Source organism: Mesorhizobium loti, from assembly GCF_013170705.1.
GTDB lineage: Bacteria > Pseudomonadota > Alphaproteobacteria > Rhizobiales > Rhizobiaceae > Mesorhizobium > Mesorhizobium loti_D.
Genome location: NZ_CP033334.1, coordinates 1,303,651 through 1,323,681, shown reverse-complemented (window position 1 = coordinate 1,323,681; position 20,031 = coordinate 1,303,651). Strand labels below are relative to the sequence as shown.

The 20,031-nt window shown below is 64.6% G+C and carries 17 protein-coding genes; 10 read left to right on the top strand and 7 right to left on the bottom strand.

Annotated features, from left to right (window positions below; genetic code table 11):
* The first annotated feature begins 59 nt into the window (after positions 1–59).
* Positions 60–1,109, top strand: a complete 1,050-nt coding sequence (locus tag EB815_RS06380) for an aldo/keto reductase (protein ID WP_056575092.1) — start codon at positions 60–62, stop codon at positions 1,107–1,109.
* Positions 1,110–1,156: 47 nt separating this feature from the next.
* Here EB815_RS06380 and EB815_RS06375 read toward each other — a convergent pair whose 3' ends face one another.
* Positions 1,157–2,065, bottom strand: coding sequence for a LysR substrate-binding domain-containing protein (locus tag EB815_RS06375; RefSeq protein WP_056575089.1), 909 nt, complete (start codon positions 2,063–2,065; stop codon positions 1,157–1,159).
* A 139-nt stretch (positions 2,066–2,204) separates the two neighbouring features.
* Between EB815_RS06375 and EB815_RS06370 the strand changes: the two genes are divergently transcribed.
* Together EB815_RS06370 and EB815_RS06365 are read left to right on the top strand one after the other, a co-directional pair.
* On the top strand, positions 2,205–3,386 hold the full coding sequence (locus EB815_RS06370; protein ID WP_065005497.1) for an MFS transporter: 1,182 nt from the start codon (positions 2,205–2,207) through the stop codon (positions 3,384–3,386).
* A gap of 55 nt (positions 3,387–3,441) precedes the next feature.
* The gene (locus tag EB815_RS06365) at positions 3,442–4,476 is read left to right on the top strand and encodes an aldo/keto reductase (protein WP_056575085.1); all 1,035 of its coding nucleotides are present in this window, start codon (positions 3,442–3,444) and stop codon (positions 4,474–4,476) included.
* A 48-nt stretch (positions 4,477–4,524) separates the two neighbouring features.
* On the opposite strand, the gene EB815_RS06360 is transcribed toward EB815_RS06365, so the two are convergent.
* Positions 4,525–4,917, bottom strand: coding sequence for a DoxX family protein (locus EB815_RS06360; protein WP_065005496.1), 393 nt, complete (start codon positions 4,915–4,917; stop codon positions 4,525–4,527).
* Positions 4,918–5,043: 126 nt separating this feature from the next.
* A complete protein-coding gene (locus EB815_RS06355; protein WP_065005495.1) occupies positions 5,044–5,316 on the bottom strand; it encodes an usg protein in 273 nt (90 codons plus the stop codon).
* 303 nt (positions 5,317–5,619) lie between these two features.
* Here EB815_RS06355 and acs point away from each other — a divergent pair, with 303 nt between their 5' ends.
* Positions 5,620–7,575 (top strand): acetate--CoA ligase, encoded by a 1,956-nt coding sequence (acs, locus tag EB815_RS06350; protein ID WP_065005494.1) that lies wholly within the window; start codon positions 5,620–5,622, stop codon positions 7,573–7,575.
* A complete protein-coding gene (locus EB815_RS06345) occupies positions 7,575–8,324 on the top strand; it encodes an MOSC domain-containing protein (protein WP_056575073.1) in 750 nt (249 codons plus the stop codon). Before acs ends, EB815_RS06345 begins: the two co-directional genes overlap by 1 nt.
* Here EB815_RS06345 and EB815_RS06340 read toward each other — a convergent pair whose 3' ends face one another.
* The 3 genes from EB815_RS06340 to EB815_RS06330 all read right to left on the bottom strand — a co-directional run bounded on the left by EB815_RS06340 (position 8,325) and on the right by EB815_RS06330 (position 12,687).
* Complete coding sequence (locus EB815_RS06340) at positions 8,325–9,587, bottom strand: SAM-dependent methyltransferase (RefSeq protein ID WP_056575061.1); 1,263 nt, start codon at positions 9,585–9,587, stop codon at positions 8,325–8,327. It abuts the gene before it with no gap.
* Between the two features lie 373 nt (positions 9,588–9,960).
* A complete protein-coding gene (locus EB815_RS06335; protein WP_056575058.1) occupies positions 9,961–11,439 on the bottom strand; it encodes a TadE/TadG family type IV pilus assembly protein in 1,479 nt (492 codons plus the stop codon).
* 378 nt (positions 11,440–11,817) lie between these two features.
* A complete protein-coding gene (locus EB815_RS06330; RefSeq protein ID WP_056575048.1) occupies positions 11,818–12,687 on the bottom strand; it encodes a transglutaminase-like domain-containing protein in 870 nt (289 codons plus the stop codon).
* 167 nt (positions 12,688–12,854) lie between these two features.
* On the opposite strand from EB815_RS06330, the gene EB815_RS06325 reads away from it, so the two are divergent.
* The gene (locus EB815_RS06325; RefSeq protein WP_056575045.1) at positions 12,855–13,520 is read left to right on the top strand and encodes an HAD-IA family hydrolase; all 666 of its coding nucleotides are present in this window, start codon (positions 12,855–12,857) and stop codon (positions 13,518–13,520) included.
* A 154-nt stretch (positions 13,521–13,674) separates the two neighbouring features.
* On the opposite strand, the gene EB815_RS06320 is transcribed toward EB815_RS06325, so the two are convergent.
* Positions 13,675–13,896, bottom strand: a complete 222-nt coding sequence (locus EB815_RS06320; protein ID WP_056575042.1) for a DUF1674 domain-containing protein — start codon at positions 13,894–13,896, stop codon at positions 13,675–13,677.
* Between the two features lie 102 nt (positions 13,897–13,998).
* Between EB815_RS06320 and htpX the strand changes: the two genes are divergently transcribed.
* From htpX to purH, 4 genes are all read left to right on the top strand, one after another.
* A complete protein-coding gene (gene htpX, locus EB815_RS06315; RefSeq protein ID WP_056575039.1) occupies positions 13,999–15,021 on the top strand; it encodes a zinc metalloprotease HtpX in 1,023 nt (340 codons plus the stop codon).
* Positions 15,018–16,403 (top strand): RsmB/NOP family class I SAM-dependent RNA methyltransferase, encoded by a 1,386-nt coding sequence (locus EB815_RS06310; RefSeq protein ID WP_056576436.1) that lies wholly within the window; start codon positions 15,018–15,020, stop codon positions 16,401–16,403. The genes htpX and EB815_RS06310 overlap by 4 nt, the downstream gene beginning before the upstream one ends.
* Before the next feature lie 148 nt (positions 16,404–16,551).
* A complete protein-coding gene (locus tag EB815_RS06305) occupies positions 16,552–18,276 on the top strand; it encodes a heparinase II/III family protein (RefSeq protein ID WP_056575036.1) in 1,725 nt (574 codons plus the stop codon).
* Positions 18,277–18,398: 122 nt separating this feature from the next.
* Complete coding sequence (gene purH, locus EB815_RS06300; RefSeq protein ID WP_056575033.1) at positions 18,399–20,015, top strand: bifunctional phosphoribosylaminoimidazolecarboxamide formyltransferase/IMP cyclohydrolase; 1,617 nt, start codon at positions 18,399–18,401, stop codon at positions 20,013–20,015.
* The last annotated feature ends 16 nt before the right edge of the window (positions 20,016–20,031 follow it).

The following is a 20,031-nucleotide window of genomic DNA, read 5'->3' as shown; positions in this document are numbered from 1 at the left end:
AAACGAAACGTACCGTTCCTATTTGTTTTGCGTCATCACATTTTTTTGGAGCCTTCGCCATGCGTTACAACCAGCTTGGGAATACGGGGATGTTCGTCTCCGAACTCTGTCTCGGCACCATGACCTTCGGCGCTGCCGGCCAGAACGCCCAATGGGGCCTGATCGCGAGCCTCGACCAGAAGGGCGTCAATGAGATTGTCGGCCGCTCGATCGCCGCCGGCGTCAACTTCTTCGACACGGCCGATGTCTATTCCTTCGGTGAATCCGAGCGTCTGCTCGGCCAGTCCCTGCGGGACCTCGGCATTCCCAGATCGAGCGTGGTGATCGCCACCAAGGTCCATGGTACCATGGGCAACGGGCCGAACGACCGCGGCTCCTCGCGGGGTCACATCATGGATTCGGTCGATGCCAGCCTCGAACGGTTGCAACTCGACCATATCGATCTCTATCAGCTGCACGGTACCGACGCGGTGACCCCGATCGACGAAACGCTGCGGGCGCTCGACGATCTCGTTGCCAGCGGCAAGGTCCGCTATGTCGGGGTTTCCAACTGGCAGGCCTGGCGCATCGCCAAGGCGCTCGGCATCGCCGACCGCAAGGGTTTTGCTCGTTTCGAGACCATACAGTCCTATTATTCGATCGCCGGTCGCGATCTCGAACGTGAGATCGTGCCGCTCATCAACGAGGAGAAACTCGGCTTGATGGTGTGGTCGCCCATGGCCGGCGGCCTGCTGTCGGGCAAATACGGTCCCGGCGCGCCCGGCAATGGCGAGGGCCGCCGTGCGTCCTTCAACTTCCCGCCGGTCAACGAGGACCGTGCCTGGGCGGCCGTCGGCGTCATGCGCGAGATCGCCAAGAAGCACGACGTCAGCGTTGCCACCGTGGCGCTCGGCTATGTCCTGGCCAAGCCTTTCGTGATGAGCGTCATCATAGGCGCCAGCCGTATGGACCAGCTCGAACAGAACCTTGCCGCGGCTGAAGTGAAACTCGACGCGGACGATCTCGCCAAGCTCGACGAAGTCAGCGCGCTGCCGTCCGAATATCCAGCATGGATGCTGGAGCGGCAAGGCGCCGGCCGGCGCCCGGCGCCGTTCGTAACCAAGGCATAGGCAGCCGGCACAGACATTTCGGGAGCCGGCCGGCTCCCGAAAACCGTTCAGCCCAGCCGCACGCTCTCGCCCAGGAAATCGAGAAACGCCCTTACCCGTGCCGGCAGATGCCGGCCCTGGCCGACATAGACAGCATGCGTCGCCTCCTCGTCGCCCGGGTTGAAATCCTCCAGCAGCGGCACTAGCCGCCCGGCGGCGATGTCGGCCGCCACATGCCAGCGCGCCAGCCGGGAAATGCCTGCCCCGGCCAGCGTCATCAGCCGCATTGCCTCGCCGTCGCTGACCTGGGTGTTGCCGGTGATCGGGATCATGACGGCATTGCCCTGCGCGTCGAGGAACGGCCAGCCGTCAATGTGCCTGACGAAGCCGAAGCCCATCCGGTTGTGTGTGTCGAGATCGGCCGGCGTCAGCGGCGTGCCGTGCGGCTCGAGGTAGGAAGGGGCCGCAACGACGACCACCGGGCTCTGCCCGAGCTTGCGCGCCACCAGCCGTGACTCGCCAAGCGGCCCGGCCCGGATCGCCACATCGGCACGTTCGGCCATCAGGTCGATGACACTGTCGGTCAGCACCAGATCGACCGAGATTTCGGGATAGCGTTCGAGGAAGCGCGGCAGCAGCGGGATCAGCCGGTGCACCCCGAACGGCACGTAGGTGTTGACGCGCAGCCGCCCGCGCGGTGCGGCGCCCGCGGCCGCCTCGCGCTCTGCTGCTGCCATGTCGGCGAGGATGCGTAGTCCGCTTTCATAGAACGCCGCCCCTTCCGGGGTCAGCAGCAGCTTGCGCGTCGAGCGGCTGACCAGCCGCGCGCCGAGCCGGGATTCCAGCCTCGCGATTAGCTTGCTGACGGCCGACGGCGTCATGCGCAACGCGCGCGCCGCGGCGGAAAAGCTGCCTGCCTCGACGACGCGCACGAAGACTTCGATCTCGCCGGAACGGTTTATGTCGGGTCTGGCCATCTGTGAATCTATTTCACAGAAAATATGCCTTGATCAAGTCTGGTTCACAGCACCCGGCAACACGATCTTCCCGGTCGGGGCGCGGATTGGACAAGGGCGCTCATCGCCTTAACGGCCGTCTTTCAAAGTGGGAACCGCCATGCCTCTTGCTCTCTACGCCCTCGCCGCCGGTGCCTTCGGCATCGGCGTCACCGAATTCGTCATCATGGGCCTGCTGCTCGACGTCAGCAAGGATCTCGGCGTCTCGATCTCCGCCGCCGGGCAGCTCATTTCGGGCTACGCGCTCGGCGTCGTCATCGGCGCGCCGCTGCTCACCATCGCCACCGGCAATTGGCCGCGCAAGACCGTGCTTCTGGCGCTGATGGCGATCTTCACGCTGGGCAACCTCGCTTGTGCGCTGGCCCCCGACTACTGGACCCTGATGGGTGCGCGCGTCGTCACCGCCTTTGCCCACGGCACCTTCTTCGGCGTCGGCTCGGTGGTCGCCACCGGCCTGGTCGCGCCCAACAGGAAGGCCTCGGCGATCGCGCTGATGTTCACCGGGCTCACCATCGCCAACATCCTCGGCGTGCCTTTCGGCACCTGGCTTGGCCAGGCCTTCGGCTGGCGTGCGACCTTCTGGGCGGTCACCGCGGTCGGCCTGGCGGCCTTCGCCGTCATCCTGGCCCTGGTGCCGAGCAGCCAGGCCGCGCCCGAGAGGAGCGACCTGCGCGCCGATCTCGCCGTGCTGCGCCGCACGCCGGTCCTGCTCGGGCTTGCCACCACCGTGCTCGGCTATGCCGGCGTCTTCGCCGTCTTCACCTACATCGCGCCGCTGTTGACGCAGATCAGCGGCTTCGAGGAAGCCGCCGTGTCGCCGATCCTGCTCGTCTTCGGCGGCGGCCTCATCGCCGGCAACCTCGCCGGCGGCAAGGTCGCCGACCGCTGGCTGGTGCCGGCGGTGCTGGGCAGTCTCGTCGTGCTGGCCCTTGTGCTGGCGACCATGAGCTTCGCCATCCACAGCCAGGTTATGGCCGTCATCTATGTCGGCCTGTTGGGCGCCGCGGCCTTCGCCACGGTGGCGCCGCTGCAGATGTGGGTACTGGAAAAGGCGCAAGGCGCCGGCCAGAGCCTCGCCTCGTCCTTCAACATCGCCGCCTTCAATCTCGGCAACGCCTCCGGCGCCTGGCTTGGCGGCGTGGTCATCGCCCATGGCCTCGGATTGGGTTCGCTCACCTGGGTCGCCGCCCTGCTGCCAGTCGCCGCACTCGCCGTGGCCGCGCTGGCCCTGCGCCTCGATCGCACCAACGCGCTCGGCGAGCCTGTCTCCGTCCGGTCCTGACGCTCGTCGGCGAACCGGATTGCCTTTCCTCTTTCCAAACCACCAGGAGCAGAAAATGGATTATCGACGTCTCGGCGCATCGGGCCTGAAAGTGCCCGCACTCTCGTTCGGCGCGGGAACCTTCGGCGGCTCCGGCCCGCTGTTCGGTGCCTGGGGCAACAGCGACGCCAGGGAAGCGCGGCGGCTGATCGACATCTGCCTTGAAGCCGGCGTCAATCTGTTCGACACGGCCGACGTCTATTCGAGCGGCGCCTCGGAACAGGTGCTGGGCGAAGCGATCAAGGGCCGCCGCGACGCCGTGCTGATCTCGACCAAGACCTCGCTGCCGATGGGTGACGGGCCGGCCGACTACGGCTCGTCGCGTTCGCGGCTGATCAAGGCCACGGACGCCGCGCTGAAACGCCTCGGCACCGACTACATCGACCTGTTGCAACTGCATGCCTTTGATGCCGGCACGCCGATCGAGGAGGTGCTTTCGACGCTGGACGAACTCGTGCGCGCCGGCAAGCTGCGCTATGTCGGCGTCTCCAACTTCTCCGGCTGGCAAGTGATGAAGTCGCTGGCGGAGGCCGACAAGCACGGCTATCCCCGCTATGCCGCGCATCAGGTCTACTACTCGCTGGTCGGCCGCGACTATGAGTGGGAACTGATGCCGCTCGGCCTCGACCAGGGCGTCGGCGCACTGGTCTGGAGCCCCCTCGGCTGGGGCCGGCTGACCGGCAAGATCCGCCGTGGCCAGCCGCTGCCGGAAAAGAGCCGGCTGCATGACACGGCGGATTTCGGCCCGCCGGTCGAGGACGAGCATCTCTACCGGGTCATGGACGCGCTCGACGCGGTGGCGCAGGAGACCAGCAAGACGGTGCCGCAGATCGCCATCAACTGGCTGTTGCAGCGCCCGACCGTTTCCTCCGTCATCATCGGCGCCCGCAACGAGGAGCAGTTGCGCCAGAACCTCGGCGCGGTCGGCTGGGCGCTGACGCCGGATCAGGTGAAGAAACTCGACGCGGCGAGCGAAGTCACCGCGCCCTACCCGTATTTCCCCTATCGCCGCCAGGAAGGCTTCGCCCGGCTTAACCCACCGGCGGTGTGACATCTCCTGCCTGGGTCGCGTGGTACGCGACCCAGGACCCGGAACACGCTATCCCCAGATCGGCCAGAGTGCCGCGTGGCCGCTGCCGATGAGGGCGATGACGACTAGGCAGACGATCCACAACGCCGGATATTCCCAGCCGCCGCCCGCATTGGTGAACCAGAAACCATTCTTGCCGTGGACGAGCACGATCGTGCCCAGCATCAGCGGAATGAGCAGGATGGCCGCCAGCCGCGTGGCGACGCCGAAGATCAGGCCAAGCCCGCCGGCCGTTTCGGCGGCGATGGCGATCAAGCCGAAATAGCCGGGCACGCCGAGCGACTGGAAATAGTCGGTTGTGCCTTTCGGCGTGAAGACGGCGTATTTCAAATAGGCATGGGCAAGAAACAGGCCGCCGATGCTGACCCGAAGCAGCAGCGCGGCATAGTCGAAAGCGGTCATGTCCGTTCTCCCGATCGCGGACGCCGCCTTGGGGCACCCTGCCTTGCCGCGCCGCCAGCGAACAATAGACGACCGCCGCGTTGCTGTCGCCGCATGAGAATGGAAACAGACCGTCTGCGGTCGCGCTCAGTGCAGCACGAACTCCCCGTCCACCTTGCGCCATTCATTCGGCGCGACCAGCTTCTGGTGCGTGTAGACGACCGAATGCAGCGGCCCGTCGAGCTTCGCCCTCCAGAATTCGATGAAGCGGATCAATACCGGAAACTGCGGCGCCAGGTCGTAGTCCTGCCAGATGAAGCTCTGCAGGAGATGGGGATGGTCGGGAAAGTGATAAAGAATCTTGGCCGTGGTCAAGCCATAGCCCTTGAGCATCAGGTCCATTTCGGAATGGTCGCGCATGGCGGTCCCCAGGTTGAGTCTCCTTTCCTCCCAACGTCAGATTGTGCGCGCCGTTGCTTAACTGTCTATTGATTTTTCCTGATCGAAACAGGCTTTTCGATGCGAAAACATACAGTTAGCAGCGAACCGGTTCGAGTGCTGACAGCGCGTACGGGGCTCCCTGCGGCATCCCGCCGCGCGAATCCAACGTCTAATATTGCCGTTACGGCGGAACTGGTAATAATGCCGCCGAATTCGCGGCTGCGTCGCCGCGATCCCGCCGGCGTTTCAAGCCGGCGGATTGGTTCGGGAGGAAGATCAGGAATGTCCGAGGTTCATGTCCATCGCGTCCAGCCGGCGTGGAAGAAGAATGCGCTGATCGACAATGACACCTACCTGAAATGGTATGCCGACAGCATCAAGAACCCGGACAAATTCTGGGGCAAGCACGGCAAGCGCATCGACTGGTTCAAGCCCTTCAGCAAGGTCAAGAACACCTCCTTCGACGGCAAGGTCTCGATCAAGTGGTTCGAGGACGGGCTGACCAACGTCTCGTACAATTGCATCGACCGCCACCTGAAGAAGCGCGGCGACCAGACCGCCATCATCTGGGAAGGCGACAATCCCTACGACGACAAGAAGATCACCTACAACGAGCTGTACGAACATGTCTGCCGGCTCGCCAATGTGATGAAGAAGCACGGCGTCAAGAAAGGCGACCGCGTCACCATCTACATGCCGATGATCCCGGAAGCCGCCTATGCGATGCTGGCCTGCACGCGCATCGGCGCCATCCATTCGATCGTCTTCGGCGGCTTCTCGCCGGACGCGCTGGCCGGCCGCATCGTCGACTGCGAATCGACCTTCGTCATCACCGCCGACGAGGGTTTGCGCGGCGGCAAGCCGATCCCGCTGAAGGAGAACACCGACAAGGCGATCGACATTGCCGCCAGGCACCATGTGACGGTGAAGAACGTTGTCGTCGTGCGCCGCACCGGCGGCAAGATCGGCTGGGCGCCTGGCCGTGATGTCTGGTACCATGACGAAGTCGCGTCGGTGAAGGCCGAGTGCAAGCCCGAGAAGATGAAGGCGGAGGATCCGCTGTTCATCCTCTACACGTCCGGCTCGACCGGAAAGCCGAAGGGCGTGCTGCACACCACGGCCGGCTATCTCGTCTACGTATCGATGACGCACCAATATGTCTTCGACTACCATGATGGCGACATCTACTGGTGCACCGCCGATGTCGGCTGGGTCACCGGCCACAGCTACATCGTCTATGGCCCGCTCGCCAACGGCGCCACCACGCTGATGTTCGAAGGCGTGCCCAACTACCCGTCGCAGTCGCGCTTCTGGGAAGTCATCGACAAGCACAAGGTCAACATCTTCTACACCGCGCCGACGGCGCTGCGCGCGCTGATGGGGGCCGGCAACGACCCGGTGAAGAAGACCTCGCGCAACTCGCTGCGCGTTCTCGGTTCGGTCGGCGAGCCGATCAATCCGGAAGCCTGGGAGTGGTATTTCAACGTCGTCGGCAATGCCAAGGTGCCGATCGTCGACACCTGGTGGCAGACCGAGACCGGCGGCATTCTGATCACCCCGCTGCCTGGCGCCACCGACCTCAAGCCAGGCTCGGCGACAAGGCCTTTCTTCGGCGTCAAGCCGCAGCTGGTCGACGGCGAAGGCAAGGTGCTGGAAGGAGCCGCGGACGGCAATCTCTGCATCACCGATTCGTGGCCGGGCCAGATGCGCACCGTCTATGGTGATCACGACCGCTTCGTGCAGACCTATTTCTCGACCTACAAGGGCAAGTACTTCACCGGCGACGGCTGCCGCCGCGACGCCGACGGCTACTACTGGATCACCGGCCGCGTTGACGACGTCATCAATGTCTCCGGCCACCGCATGGGCACGGCCGAAGTCGAATCGGCGCTGGTCAGCCATGAGAAGGTTTCCGAGGCCGCGGTCGTCGGCTACCCGCACGACATCAAGGGCCAGGGCATCTACAGCTACGTTACCTTGATGAAAGGGCAAGAGCCGACCGAGGACCTGCGCAAGGAACTTATCGCCCATGTCCGCAAGGAGATCGGCGCCATCGCTTCGCCGGACAAGATCCAGTTCGCGCCGGGCCTGCCCAAGACGCGATCTGGCAAGATCATGCGCCGCATCCTGCGCAAGATCGCCGAGGACGATTTTGCCGCGCTTGGCGACACCTCGACGCTGGCCGACCCGGCGGTCGTCGACGACCTCGTTGCCAACCGGCAGAACAAGAAGGGCTGATGCGGGAAGACGCCGCATTGGGCTCGGTCAGCCAGCTCTGGCGCTATCCGGCAAGTTCGCTCGCCGGCGAGCGCCGGGACGCCATCATGGTCGGACCGGCGGGCATGGCGGGCGATCGCATGTTCGGCCTCGTCGATACCTCGGACAACGAGATCGCCCGGCCGGACCGCGACGCGAAATGGCACAAAGTGCCGCGCATCCGAACCCGGCTGGCCAATGATCGCGACCTGGAGGTCGCCGTCCCTGACGGCGACTGGCTGGCCGCGCCAGGCACCGAATGCGACGGCGCCGTATCGGCCTATCTCGGCTTTGCCGCCTCGATCCGACCATTCAGCCGGGAGAATGCACCACCGGCCTATGCCGGTCCGGTCACGCAGGCGCGTTACACCAAGGCGCCGATCCACCTCTTGACCACGGCTTCGCTTGCGCGGCTGAAGGCGCTGCATCCGGATGGGGCGGCCGACGCGCGCCGCTTCCGCCCCAACATCGTCGTCGACATGGCGGCGATGGAAGGCTCGTTTCCCGAAACGGAATGGATCGGCCGCAAGCTCGCGATCGGCGACCTGCTCCTGACGATTTCCGAACCATGCCGCCGCTGCGGCTTCACCATCATCGCCCAGGACGGCTTCGACAACGATCCGGCGATCCTTCGCAACCTGGTTCGCCACAACGCCCACAATCTCGGCGTCTACTGCACGGTGGATCGGCCGGCCGGCATCAAGGTCGGCGACGCGATGCGCTTCCTGTAGCTACCGATACAGATCCGCCCGCGTCGGCGGCAGGCCGCTCGGCCCCCGCGCGCGCTTGGTGGCGACGGTCTGGAATATCTGCGCCGAGCCGCGATCGAAGGTGATCGAACAGCCGGTCAGGTAAAGCAGCCATAGCCGCGCCTTGGGCTCGCCGACCTCGGCGATCGCTTCGTCGAAACGGGCATGCAGGCGCTCGGCCCACAGCCTGCAGGTGCGGGCATAGTGCTCACGCAGATTCTCGACATCGGCGACGAGAAAGCCGTGCGCCTCGAGATTGCCTGTTGTCATGCCGATCGTGTCGACCTCGCCGCCCGGGAAAATGTATTTGATCAGCGCCTTGTATTCCGCGCCCTTGCGCAGCGTCTTCCGCGTTCCGCCCTTGCCGCGGCGTGTGATGGCGTGGTGCAGGTAGATGCCGCCCGGCTTCAACAGCCGATGGACGGTCGAGAAGTAAGTTGCGTGGTTGGCGAGACCGACGGCCTCGAACATGCCGATCGACGATATCTTGTCATAGCTGCCGTCGAGTTCGGTATAGGACTTGATGTCGATGGTGATCTTGTCCTCCAGCCCTTCTGCGCGGATGCGTTCGCGCGCCAGCCGGGTCTGTTCCTCGGACAGCGAGACACCATGGCCGATGGCGCCATAGTGCTTCGCGGCATGGATCAGCATCGCCCCCCAGCCGCATCCGATGTCGAGCAGACGGTCGCCCGGCTTCAGCCGGAGCTTGCGGCAGATATGGTCGAGCTTGTCCTTCTGTGCCTGATCGATCCCATTGGCGAAATCGGTGAAATAGGCGCAGGTGTAGACCATGCGCTCGTCGAGGAAGAGCCGGTAGAATGCGTTCGAAATATCGTAGTGGTGTTCGATCGCCTGCTTGTTGGAACCGCTGACGAAGGGATTGCGGCCGGTCAGGTCGGCCCGTTTCGTCATTTGCCGTCGCGAGAACAGGACCGCGGGCAGGTCGCGCAGGATCGCCAGCTTCGGCAATGCCTTCAACCTCAGCTTTCCCTTCGAAGGCAAGGCGTAGAGATCGAACAGCGAGCCGTCCTCGACGTCGATCGTCCGGGAAATCCACATCTCCAGCAGCGTCGAGAAATTGGGCCGGCGGGCCAACTGCCAGACAATGTCCTGATCGTTGATGGCAAGCACCGGTCCCTCGGCGGGACCGATCCGTTCTCCGGTCCACAGGCGGACGGCAAAGCCCGGCTTCAGGGCCTCGATTACCGTTCGAACGATGCGCGCGGCTCTTTCGGTGGCATCCATGCTCGTTCCCCCCGCGGCCCGATCTCACAATCTTGTCCGTTCGGGACGTGGATCGCAAGCCGAAGCACGCGTATCTGCCCGGGCGGGATTTTCCGGCAGGCGCCTTTTTCAGCATGGCACCTTGTCATTTGCTGCAACGCACCCCATCATGAGCATGTGTTCAACAAATCGAAAGGAGGTGATCCGATGTCGAGTGATTTCGTTTTCCAGAACGTGGCCTCAGCGGATTGCACTTTCGGGAAGCAGTCTTCCCGTTAAGGCGCGAGATGCGCGGCAGGTAACCCGAAGGGGTTGCCGCCACAGGCCGCGCCATGGACGGAAACACGGAAGGCCGCCGGCTTCGAAAGAAGCGGCGGCCTTTTCCTTTTGCGGATTACTGGGTCAGTGCGACCTTCTCGGTGTTGCGGATGATTTCCTGGAAGGCGGCGTCCAATTCCACTCCGGTGGACACCTCGAAATAATGCCTGTCCGCGGCGGAGGCGTCTTTCGACGAACAGCCCTTCAGCACCGCCTTTGCCTGGTCCCGCTCGGTTGGCGACATGTCCTTGTCGTTCAGATCGAAGCCAATGGTGAAAATCTCGATGCCATCATTTTTCATGTTGCCGCACAGGGCTTCGGCGTTGCCACGTGCAAGGTTGCCCTGGCCGTTGTAGTTCCCCCCGGCTCCGGCGAAGGCGGTATTGAACTGGCCATCGGTCATCAGGATCGCGACCTTGGCAATTTTCTTTGCATTGGCATCCGAGGCGCCGTTGCCGAGACCGGCACTCTTGATCGCAGCCCGCCATTGCGGCGACAGCATGTAATAGGTCCACTGGATGGCGATCGCGCCGGCCGTATAACCACCGGCCCGGAAGGCCCCGATCGAATCAAGCAATGCGCCGGAATCAGCCGTCAGCGGGATCACTTCCGCGTCAGGGCATCTGTTCATGCTCCCGCCACCCAGATGATCATCCCGGTTGACCAGGGCGTAGTAGTTCTTGCCGGTCTTGTCGGTGCGAACCGTGTCCGGGCCGTCGGCACTCAAATCCGCATTGCCGTTCTTGTCCTTCCTCTCCGTCGCGCAATTGTCGGTCTTCGGCATTGCCGCGCCAACAATGGATTTGTAGTCGCCGAAGGACGGCAATGTCGTCTTGCCCGTCTTTGCGACGAGAAGCGAACTGCCGGCGACCGGCGGCAGATCAGAGCTCGCCTGCTTCTCGGCGTAGACGTTTTCCGCCAGCTTGCCGACGTTTACGCCGGATGCGTAAGGCACGATCGCGACGCGGATGCGGGGGTTCTTCGGATCCTGGTTCTGGAGCATCGTCTGGACGGCGTTCTTCGCGGCTGCTTTCAGATCGCCGATCTTGTCGACATTGCCTCGTTTCGCCATCGATCCCGTTATGTCGAGCATCATGGCGACCTCGACCTGCTTGTCCGAATAAAGTGCTGTGGTGGAGGCGGCGACGCGCCGCATGTCACTGATGCCGAACAACGGAAAATATAGGCTGACATCGACATGCACATCCGCCTGCACGGTTCTGGCCGTCGGGTTGACGGTGAGCCTGTCCAGCACGACCTGGTCGGCCGACAGGATGCCGGCCATGCTGTTGGCGTCGAGAAAGGCTTGCACTGCCTTGTCGGCATCGGCTTCCTTGACGGCGCCGGTCGTCAGGTCGCGCGCCGTTGACGTCACCGCGGCGTCGACCACGCCCTGCAGGCTCGATCTGGCATTGTAGAGCTGCGCGACGTTGACCGAGAAGCCGGCGGCCAGCGCCAGGACCGAGGCAGCAAAGCCGAACAGGACCGTGAAATTTCCACCCCTATGTCTGGCGAACCCGCCGACCGCGTGGACAAGACCCCCGTAATTTCGCATCCAACAACCTCCGCATGCCTCGGCCTCGTCGCCGCGATGAGGGCAATGCAGGATTCCAGCCGGACGGCTCCAATTATGCCCCGGAGCGGATTGGCCGATCTCAACCTGTTGTTTTTATTGGATTTCGATCCTTATAAAGGTGAACGATCGGTAAACAGGATCGCGCGACTTCGGTGGTGTTTACGGACCGCTTACCATGCCCGGATCAAAGCAATCACGCCGTGGTCGGCGCCGTCCTGTTGCGGCACAGCCCTTCTGTACCGAAGCGGATCACTGTCCCGATAATTGCGGACAGAAATGATGCGGCAGAGAACCGAGCTGCGTTGAGATTCAAGATCAGGCCGTTTGCAGGCCGGCATCGCCTGGATATCGATGCGCTTAAGCCAGCATCTGTGCGCTGACCGTCCTGTCGACGCCGTGATGGGGCGGATTGAACAGCTTGCCTTCCTGTTCGTAGGTCCACACCTTGAACAGGGTGAGCCGGTGTGGGCCGAAGCTGTGCAGCAAAGGCACATCGGTGGCGTCGCGGCCGCGTGCGATGACGACGCGGCCGGTCCTGGGCCGGTTGTGGCGTGGATCGAACGTGTACCACTTGCCGTCGAGGAACACCTCCATCCAGGCCGAGAAATCCATCGGCGCCGGATCGATCGGCACGCCGATGTCACCGAGATAGCCGTTCACATAACGCGCCGGAATGTTCATGCAGCGGCAAAGCGTGATCGCCAGATGGGCGAAGTCACGGCAGACCCCGACCCGTTCCTCATTCGCCTGCGCCGCCGTGCGGGTCGAACGCGCGTAGCCATAGCCGAACGACAACCGGTTGTGGACATAGTCGACGATCGCCTGCACCCGCGCCCAGCCGGGCGGAAGATGACCGAACAGTTGCCAGGCGAGGCTGCTGAGGTGATCTGTCTCGCAGTAGCGGCTGCCGAGGAGATAACCCAGCACCTCGTCGGGCAACTCGGCCACCGGCACTTCCCTGGCTAGCGTGTTGACTTCGTCCGTCTCGCCGCTGTCCTCGACGACCGCGTCATAGAGGATGCGAAACGTACCGGCAGGCGCGGTGAAGCGGCGGCAGCCATTGCCATGCAGGTCGTGATAGAGCCTGGTCGGCACCGCAGGCGAGGTCAGCACGCGCGTCTGTCGCTTGATGTCGGATTGCCTGTCCTTGTGTATCTCCAGCAGCGAAATCACGGGAGTGGCCTCGGCGCATTCAATAGCGATTTCGTAGCCGAGCCGGATCAGCATCGCACGTCCCCTTCGATCGTCATGGAAAGCAATGTCGTTGAAACGTCGCAATGTGGCGGTGGTTCCCTGCACCGCCCCAAAATACGCCTCGCGCCTTTCCATGTCGGTGGCTTGACGTTACGGTTGGGCCCTCCCTCGACACGCTCCCCCGGACTTCAAGGAAAATCATGTTTTCTGGCAGAAAATTCGCCGCCTTCCTCTTCGACATGGACGGCACCCTCATCAATTCCATCGCCTCGGCGGAGCGGGTGTGGAGCGATTGGGCACGCCGCCATGGTCTTGACGTCGCCGCCTTCCTGCCGACGATCCATGGCGTGCGGGCGATCGAGACCATCACGAACCTCGCCCTTCCAGGCGTCGATCCGGCGCATGAGGCCGACCTGTTGCTGAAGGCCGAGGCCGACGATCTGGATGGCATTGTCCAGATCCCCGGCGCCGTGGCGTTTCTCAATGCGTTGCCGAGCGCAAGCTGGGCGATCGTAACCTCGGCGCCACGTTCCTTGGCGCTGGCGCGCATGAAGGCCGCCGGCATTCCGGTTCCCGCCGTCCTCGTCGCCGCGGAAGACGTTTCCCGCGGCAAGCCGGCGCCCGATTGCTTCCGGCTGGGAGCGGAACGGCTCGGCGTCGATGCGCGCGACTGCCTTGTGTTCGAGGATGCTCCGGCCGGCATCTCGGCAGCCGAGGCCGCGCAAGCCGCGGTCATGGTGATCAGCGCCACCCACGCGCATCCGTCGCCGACGCACCATGCAGCCATCGCCGGCTACGACGATATCGGCATCACGATCGACGAGCGCGGCTGGCTGGCGCTTGAGCGGCAGCGCAACGCCGCCTAAGCAGCACTGGCCAGGGTGTGTTGGGATTCAGGTCAGGCCGAGCCGAAAATGGAGGCTTCCGAGAACCGGAGCGGAGCGTACTTTGGGTACGTGAGCACCGGAAGCGCAGGAAGCCGCCGTTTGCAGGTCGGCCTCGCCTGAATATCAACGCACCCTAGAAGTCGCTGGTCAGGCCCTTGACCTCCCAGTCGCCATAGCGGCCAGGTTCCTTGCCGCCACGGCCGCCGATCTCCTTCGGCAGGGCGGCTTCTTTCTCGCGATATTCGGTGCGCCGGGCCTCGGCCTCGGCCAGTGCCCGCCGTGCGGCCGGCGTCAGCTCCTTCGGCAAGGCGTCGCCATCGGTTTCGGCGGGTGTTTTACTGGTTTCGTCGGTCATGCGATATTCCCCGCGGATTGAAACAGCGGCAGGTCTTTCCCATCATATAGCCATGAACCCAGGACGATCGACCTCTTTTTGCCATCACGACAGGAGCAGACGATGAACACTATCCGCACCGCCATGCTTCTTGCCGCGATGACGGCTCTGTTCATGGGCGTCGGCTTCCTGATCGGCGGTTCGGGCGGCATGATGATCGCGCTGCTGATCGCCGCCGGCACCAATCTGTTCAGCTACTGGAACGCCGACAAGATGGTGCTGTCGATGAACCGTGCCGTCGAGGTCGACGAGAAGAACGCACCGGAATATTACGCCATCGTCCAGGCGCTGGCCAAGCAGGCCGGGCTGCCGATGCCCAGGACCTATCTGATCGACAATCCGCAGCCGAACGCCTTCGCCACCGGCCGCAATCCGCAGAACGCGGCGGTCGCCGCCTCGACCGGCCTGTTGCAGCGGCTGACCCATGAGGAGGTCGCGGCGGTCATGGCGCACGAGCTCGCCCATGTCCAGCACCGCGACACGCTGACCATGACCATCGTCGCCACCTTTGCCGGCGCGATCTCGATGCTCGGTAATTTCGCGTTTTTCCTCGGCGGCAATCGCGACAACAACAACCCGTTCGGCTTTGTCGGTGTGCTGGCGGCGATGATCGTGGCGCCCTTCGCCGCCATGATCGTGCAGATGGCGGTCAGCCGCACACGCGAATACGAGGCCGACCGGCGCGGCGCCGAAATCTGTGGACACCCGCTCTGGCTGGCATCCGCGCTTGACAAGATCGCCCGCGGCGCCGAACGCATTCCCAACCCCGATGCGGAGCGCAATCCGGCGATGGCGCATCTCTTCATCATCAATCCCCTGCATGGCGAGCGCATGGACAATCTGTTCTCCACCCACCCGAGCACCGAGAACCGCATCGCCGCGTTGCAGGAGATGGCGCGCGGGATGGGCGACGGTGCGGTACGCACCACCCAGCGTCAGGCGCCGGTTCCATCGCCAGCCGACGAACAGCAGTCGGCCGGCCCCTGGGGCAGGCCGGCCGCTGCCGAACCGCCGGCTGAACCGGCCAGGCCGAAACCCAATCCATGGGGTCGCAACCCGACCGGGCCCAAAGGCCGGTGGTCGTGAGCGTGGCAGGCAGAACACCTCGGCGCACAGGCTCAGGCGATCAGGACCACAACGGCGGCGAATTCGTCGCCGGTCTAGCCGCCCGCAAGGCGGCGGCACGGCTGCTTGCCGCCGTCATCGACGCAAGGACGCCGCTCGACGGCTTGACCGACCACGAAAACGGCCATCCGCAATACAGAGCGCTCGACCTGCGTGACCGTGGCCTGGTGCGCGCCATCCTGGTCACCGCGCTGCGCTACCGCATGACCGTCACCGGGTTGCTGGCAAGGCGCCTGGAAAAGCCGCTGCCGCCCAATGCCACCGCTTTGTCGCACATACTGCATGTGGCGGCGGCGCAGATCCTGTTCCTCGACATTCCCGACAGCGCCGCCGTCGACCTCGCGGTCACCCACGCCAAGTCCGATCCGCGCACGCAGCGTTTTTCCGGCCTGGTCAATGGCGTGCTGCGCACGCTGGCTAGAGCCAAGGAAACCGAACTGCCGGCCGCCCTTGCCGCCACGGACGAAGCGCCGAAATGGTTTTCCGACCGCCTGCAGGCCGCTTATGGCGCGGACAAGACCCGACAGATCCTGGCGGCGCATCGCCATGAGGCGCCCGTCGATTTCTCGGTCAAGGCCGATCCCGAACTGTGGGCCGAAAGGCTTGGTGGGATCGTGCTGCCGACCGGCACGGTGCGCGTGGAAAACCTTGTCGGCGCGGTCACCGACCTGCCGGGTTTCGCCGAAGGCGCCTGGTGGGTACAGGACGCGGCGGCCAGTCTGCCGGCAAAACTGTTCGGCGATGCCAGGGGATTGCGTGTGGCCGATCTCTGCGCGGCGCCCGGCGGCAAGACCGCCCAGCTGATCCTGGCCGGCGCCAGGGTCACCGCCATCGACACCTCGAAGAACCGGCTGGCGCGGCTGGCGCAGAATCTAGACCGCCTCGGCCTCTCGGCCGACATCGTCCAAGCCGACCTGCTCGAATACGAACCGGCGGAGCTGTTCGACGCCGTGCTCCTTGACGCGCCCTGTTCGTCAACCGGCACGGTGCGCCGCCACCCCGACGTGCCGTGGACCAAGACCATGGCCGATGTCGAAAAGCTCGCCGACCTGCAACGCAGGCTGCTCACCCGTGCCGTCACCCTGGTCAAGCCCGGTGGCAGGATCGTCCTTTCCAACTGTTCGCTCGACCCGCTCGAAGGCGAGGATCTTTATCGCGCTTTCCTCAAGCGATCGCCGGATGTCGTCGACGATCCGCTGCATCAGGGCGAGATCGCCAGCATCGATTCGTTCCTGACGAAACAAGGCACGCTGCGCACCACGCCAGCCGACCTCGATCTCGGCGCGCCGGAGCGCTCCGGCCTGGATGGCTTCTTCGCAGCCCGCATGCGGCGCGCTGGCTGAATATGTAAGCATCCGGATTTGCTGACTTTTTTAGGGAAGGGATGGGACAAAACCCGGTGAAACGGTCCCGATCCCAGGAATTCGCCTTCGCACGAGTCGTTCAATCATGTAAACTTGGTGCCGGGGTAGAGGACGACCAGGAGGGCTTTTGGCACTTGCTGCCGGCAACACGACGCGTCTGTGGACGCTGGTCGCGAAGGAGTTCTGGCGCAAAACGCGCCGGCGCCTGCGTGCCGGGCCCATTTATCGCTGGCGCTATTCCGGCCGCACGCCCGAACGCGTCCTGATCGCGCCACCGGACCTGCGCCTCGCCGACCCGCAGATCGCGCTTGAGATCTATTACGGCCGTTATCCCTTGTCGGGGCATCTGGTCGAAACCGGCGGCAAGTCGCCTTTCCAGATCAACGTGCCCAACCGCGGCTGGCAAAAGACGCTGCACGGGTTTCGCTGGCTGCGGCACATGCGCGCCGCCGGTACCGAGCTTGCCGCCGCCAATGCGCGTGCCCTGGTGTCCGACTGGATCGCCATGCATGGCAACAACATTGCCGGTGTCGCCTGGGAGCCCGGCACCACGGCCAAGCGCATCATCGCCTGGCTGCAGCATTCCTCCGTCGTGCTGCAGGGAGCCGAATTTCCCTTCTACCGCGCTTTCCTGAAATCGCTGGCCGTCCAGATCCGCTATCTCAGGTCGATGGCGCGCGAAATGCCCGACGGCAAGGACCGGCTGCGCGCCCGCATCGCGCTCGCCTTCGCCGCTCTTTCGCTGCCGGCGCCGGCTTCGGCGCTGCGCGGCGCAACCCGCAACCTCGCCGAGGAGCTCAACCGCCAGATCCTCGCCGATGGCGGCCATATCTCGCGCAATCCGATGGCGGTGCTGGAAATCCTCGCCGACCTTTTGCCGCTGCGCCAGACCTACGCCAACCAGGCCGAAACCCCGCCGCAGGCACTGATCGGCGCCATCGACCGCATGCTGCCGGCGCTGCGCTTCTTCCGCCACCAGGATGGCAGCCTCGCGCGCTTCAACGGCATGGGCGCCACCATCCATGACCGCATCGCCACCATCCTGCGCCATGACGACACCGCCGGCGCACCCCTGCTGCACGCGCCGCATTCGGGCTATGAGCGGCTGTCGATGGGCGGCGTCACGGTCATTGCCGACACCGGCCTGCCGCCGCCGGTCGACGTCTCCAACGCCGCGCACGCAGGCTGCCTCGCCTTCGAACTGTCGTCCGGTCGCCAGCATTATATCGTCAATGCCGGCATCGACACCTATGGCGCCGCCGAATTCCGGCCGCTGGCGCGCGCCACGGCCGCGCACTCGACCGCCACCATCAACGACACCTCGTCGGCTCGCTTCAGCCATTCGCTGCGGGTCAACGACCTGCTCGGTTCGCCGCTGATCGGCGGCCCGCAGCATGTGCCGTGCAAGCGCATCGACCAGAAGGGCGTCCAGGGCTTCATAGCCCGCCATGACGGCTATATCCAGCGGTTCGGCTTCCTGCATGAGCGTGAGCTGAAGCTGTCGACGAACGGCAATGTGCTGGCTGGCAGGGACAGGTTCCAGAGGCCGGGCAATGCCTCGATCCGCAACAATGGCCGCGACTTCATCACCGTGCGCTTCCATGTCCATCCCGACATCAATCTGCTGCAGGACGAGCACGACCGCCTGGTACTGACCGCCGACCAGGCCGACAGCTGGGTGTTCACGTCAAGCGAAGTGGTGCCGGAGGTCGAGGAATCGATCTATTTCGCCGGTCTTGGCGGCCCGCGCCGCAGCCGGCAGATCGTGCTTGCCTTCAAGGCCTCCGAGGTGTCCGAAGTCCACTGGCAGCTGACGCGCACCAGCATCGCCGGCTATCCGGAAAACAATTGATCGTGCCGGCCGCCGCTGGAGCGTGACGCCGAAAAGTGCGCGGCGCTGGCTTGCCGCTTGATTTCCTGATGTCATGTGCTACGGCGCGGGCTTGCCCCTCCAGCCGTGAAAGGCCGCCAGCCATGGCCGTCGCCGCCAAGAACATTCCCGCCCCGGACCTCGTCCCCGTGCGCCGCGCCCTGCTTTCGGTTTTCGACAAGACCGGCCTCATCGACTTCGCCAGGGCATTGGCGGCGGCCGGTGTCGAGCTGGTCTCGACCGGCGGCACCGCCAAGGCGATCGCCGAAGCCGGCATGGCGGTGCGCGACGTCTCCGAGCTCACCGGCTTTCCCGAGATCATGGACGGCCGCGTCAAGACCTTGCACCCGTCGGTGCATGGCGCGCTGCTTGGCGTCCGCGACGACCCCGAGCACGCCATGGCGATGCGCAAATACGGCATCGAGCCGATCGACCTCGTCGTCTCCAATCTCTATCCCTTCGAGGAAGTCCGCCGCTCCGGCGCCGACTATGCCGCGATCGTCGAGAACATCGACATTGGCGGCCCGGCAATGATCCGCGCCTCGGCCAAGAACCATGCCTATGTCGCCATCGTCACAGATCCCGGCGATTACGCTTCGGTGCTCAACGCGCTGGAGATGAACATCGGCTCGCTGTCGCTGGATTTTCGCAAGAAGCTGGCGGCCAAGGCCTTTGCCCGCACCGCCAGCTATGACGCGGCGATTTCCGGCTGGTTCGCCGAGGCGCTGGAGATCGAGCATCCGACCTGGCGCGCCTTCGGCGGCAGGCTGGCCGAGGTGATGCGCTACGGCGAAAACCCGCACCAGGGCGCCGGCTTCTATGTCAATGGCGACAAGCGTCCCGGCGTCGCCACGGCGCGACAGCTGCAGGGCAAGCAGCTGTCCTACAACAACATCAACGACACCGACGCCGCCTTCGAACTCACCGGCGAGTTCGATCCTGCCCGCTCCGCCGCTGTCGCCATCATCAAGCACGCCAACCCTTGCGGCGTCGCCGAGGGCGCCTCGCTGAAGGCAGCCTATGCCAAGGCGCTTGCCTGCGATCCGGTCTCTGCCTTCGGCGGCATCGTCGCCGTGAACCGCACCCTCGACGCCGAGGCGGCGGAGGAAATCGTGAAGACCTTCACCGAAGTGATCATCGCGCCCGACGCCACCGACGAAGCGGCGGCAATCGTCGCGGCGAAGAAGAACCTGCGCCTGCTGGTCACCGGCGGCCTGCCCGACCCGCGCTCGCCCGGCACGACGGTCAAGTCCGTCTCCGGCGGCCTGCTCGTTCAGGGTCGGGACAATGCCGTGGTCGACGACCTCGAGCTGAAGGTGGTGACGAAGCGGGCACCGACGCCGGCCGAAATGGCCGACCTCAAATTTGCCTTCCGCGTCGCCAAGCACGTCAAGTCGAATGCCATCGTCTATGCCAAGGACGGCGCCACCGTCGGCATCGGCGCCGGCCAGATGAGCCGGGTCGATTCCTCACGCATCGCCGCCCGCAAGGCGCTCGACGCGGCCGAGGCGGCAGGCTCGGCCGAACCGCTGACCAAGGGCTCGGTGGTCGCCTCCGACGCGTTCTTCCCCTTCGCCGACGGCCTGCTCTCGGCGATCGAAGCCGGCGCCACGGCGGTGATCCAGCCGGGTGGCTCGATGCGCGATGACGACGTCATCGCCGCGGCCGATGAACATGGCATCGCCATGGTGTTCACAGGGGTCAGGCATTTCAGGCACTGAGCGCGTTTACCCTCCC

Excerpts from the sequence above, each read along its gene's own strand:
- EB815_RS06380 (WP_056575092.1), top strand. The coding sequence starts at position 60 with ATGCGTTACAACCAGCTTGGGAATACGGGGATGTTCGTCTCCGAACTC.
- EB815_RS06375 (WP_056575089.1), bottom strand. The coding sequence starts at position 2,065 with ATGGCCAGACCCGACATAAACCGTTCCGGCGAGATCGAAGTCTTCGTG.
- EB815_RS06370 (WP_065005497.1), top strand. The coding sequence starts at position 2,205 with ATGCCTCTTGCTCTCTACGCCCTCGCCGCCGGTGCCTTCGGCATCGGC.
- EB815_RS06365 (WP_056575085.1), top strand. The coding sequence starts at position 3,442 with ATGGATTATCGACGTCTCGGCGCATCGGGCCTGAAAGTGCCCGCACTC.
- EB815_RS06360 (WP_065005496.1), bottom strand. The coding sequence starts at position 4,917 with ATGACCGCTTTCGACTATGCCGCGCTGCTGCTTCGGGTCAGCATCGGC.
- EB815_RS06355 (WP_065005495.1), bottom strand. The coding sequence starts at position 5,316 with ATGCGCGACCATTCCGAAATGGACCTGATGCTCAAGGGCTATGGCTTG.
- acs (WP_065005494.1), top strand. The coding sequence starts at position 5,620 with ATGTCCGAGGTTCATGTCCATCGCGTCCAGCCGGCGTGGAAGAAGAAT.
- EB815_RS06345 (WP_056575073.1), top strand. The coding sequence starts at position 7,575 with ATGCGGGAAGACGCCGCATTGGGCTCGGTCAGCCAGCTCTGGCGCTAT.
- EB815_RS06340 (WP_056575061.1), bottom strand. The coding sequence starts at position 9,587 with ATGGATGCCACCGAAAGAGCCGCGCGCATCGTTCGAACGGTAATCGAG.
- EB815_RS06335 (WP_056575058.1), bottom strand. The coding sequence starts at position 11,439 with ATGCGAAATTACGGGGGTCTTGTCCACGCGGTCGGCGGGTTCGCCAGA.
- EB815_RS06330 (WP_056575048.1), bottom strand. The coding sequence starts at position 12,687 with ATGCTGATCCGGCTCGGCTACGAAATCGCTATTGAATGCGCCGAGGCC.
- EB815_RS06325 (WP_056575045.1), top strand. The coding sequence starts at position 12,855 with ATGTTTTCTGGCAGAAAATTCGCCGCCTTCCTCTTCGACATGGACGGC.
- EB815_RS06320 (WP_056575042.1), bottom strand. The coding sequence starts at position 13,896 with ATGACCGACGAAACCAGTAAAACACCCGCCGAAACCGATGGCGACGCC.
- htpX (WP_056575039.1), top strand. The coding sequence starts at position 13,999 with ATGAACACTATCCGCACCGCCATGCTTCTTGCCGCGATGACGGCTCTG.
- purH (WP_056575033.1), top strand. The coding sequence starts at position 18,399 with ATGGCCGTCGCCGCCAAGAACATTCCCGCCCCGGACCTCGTCCCCGTG.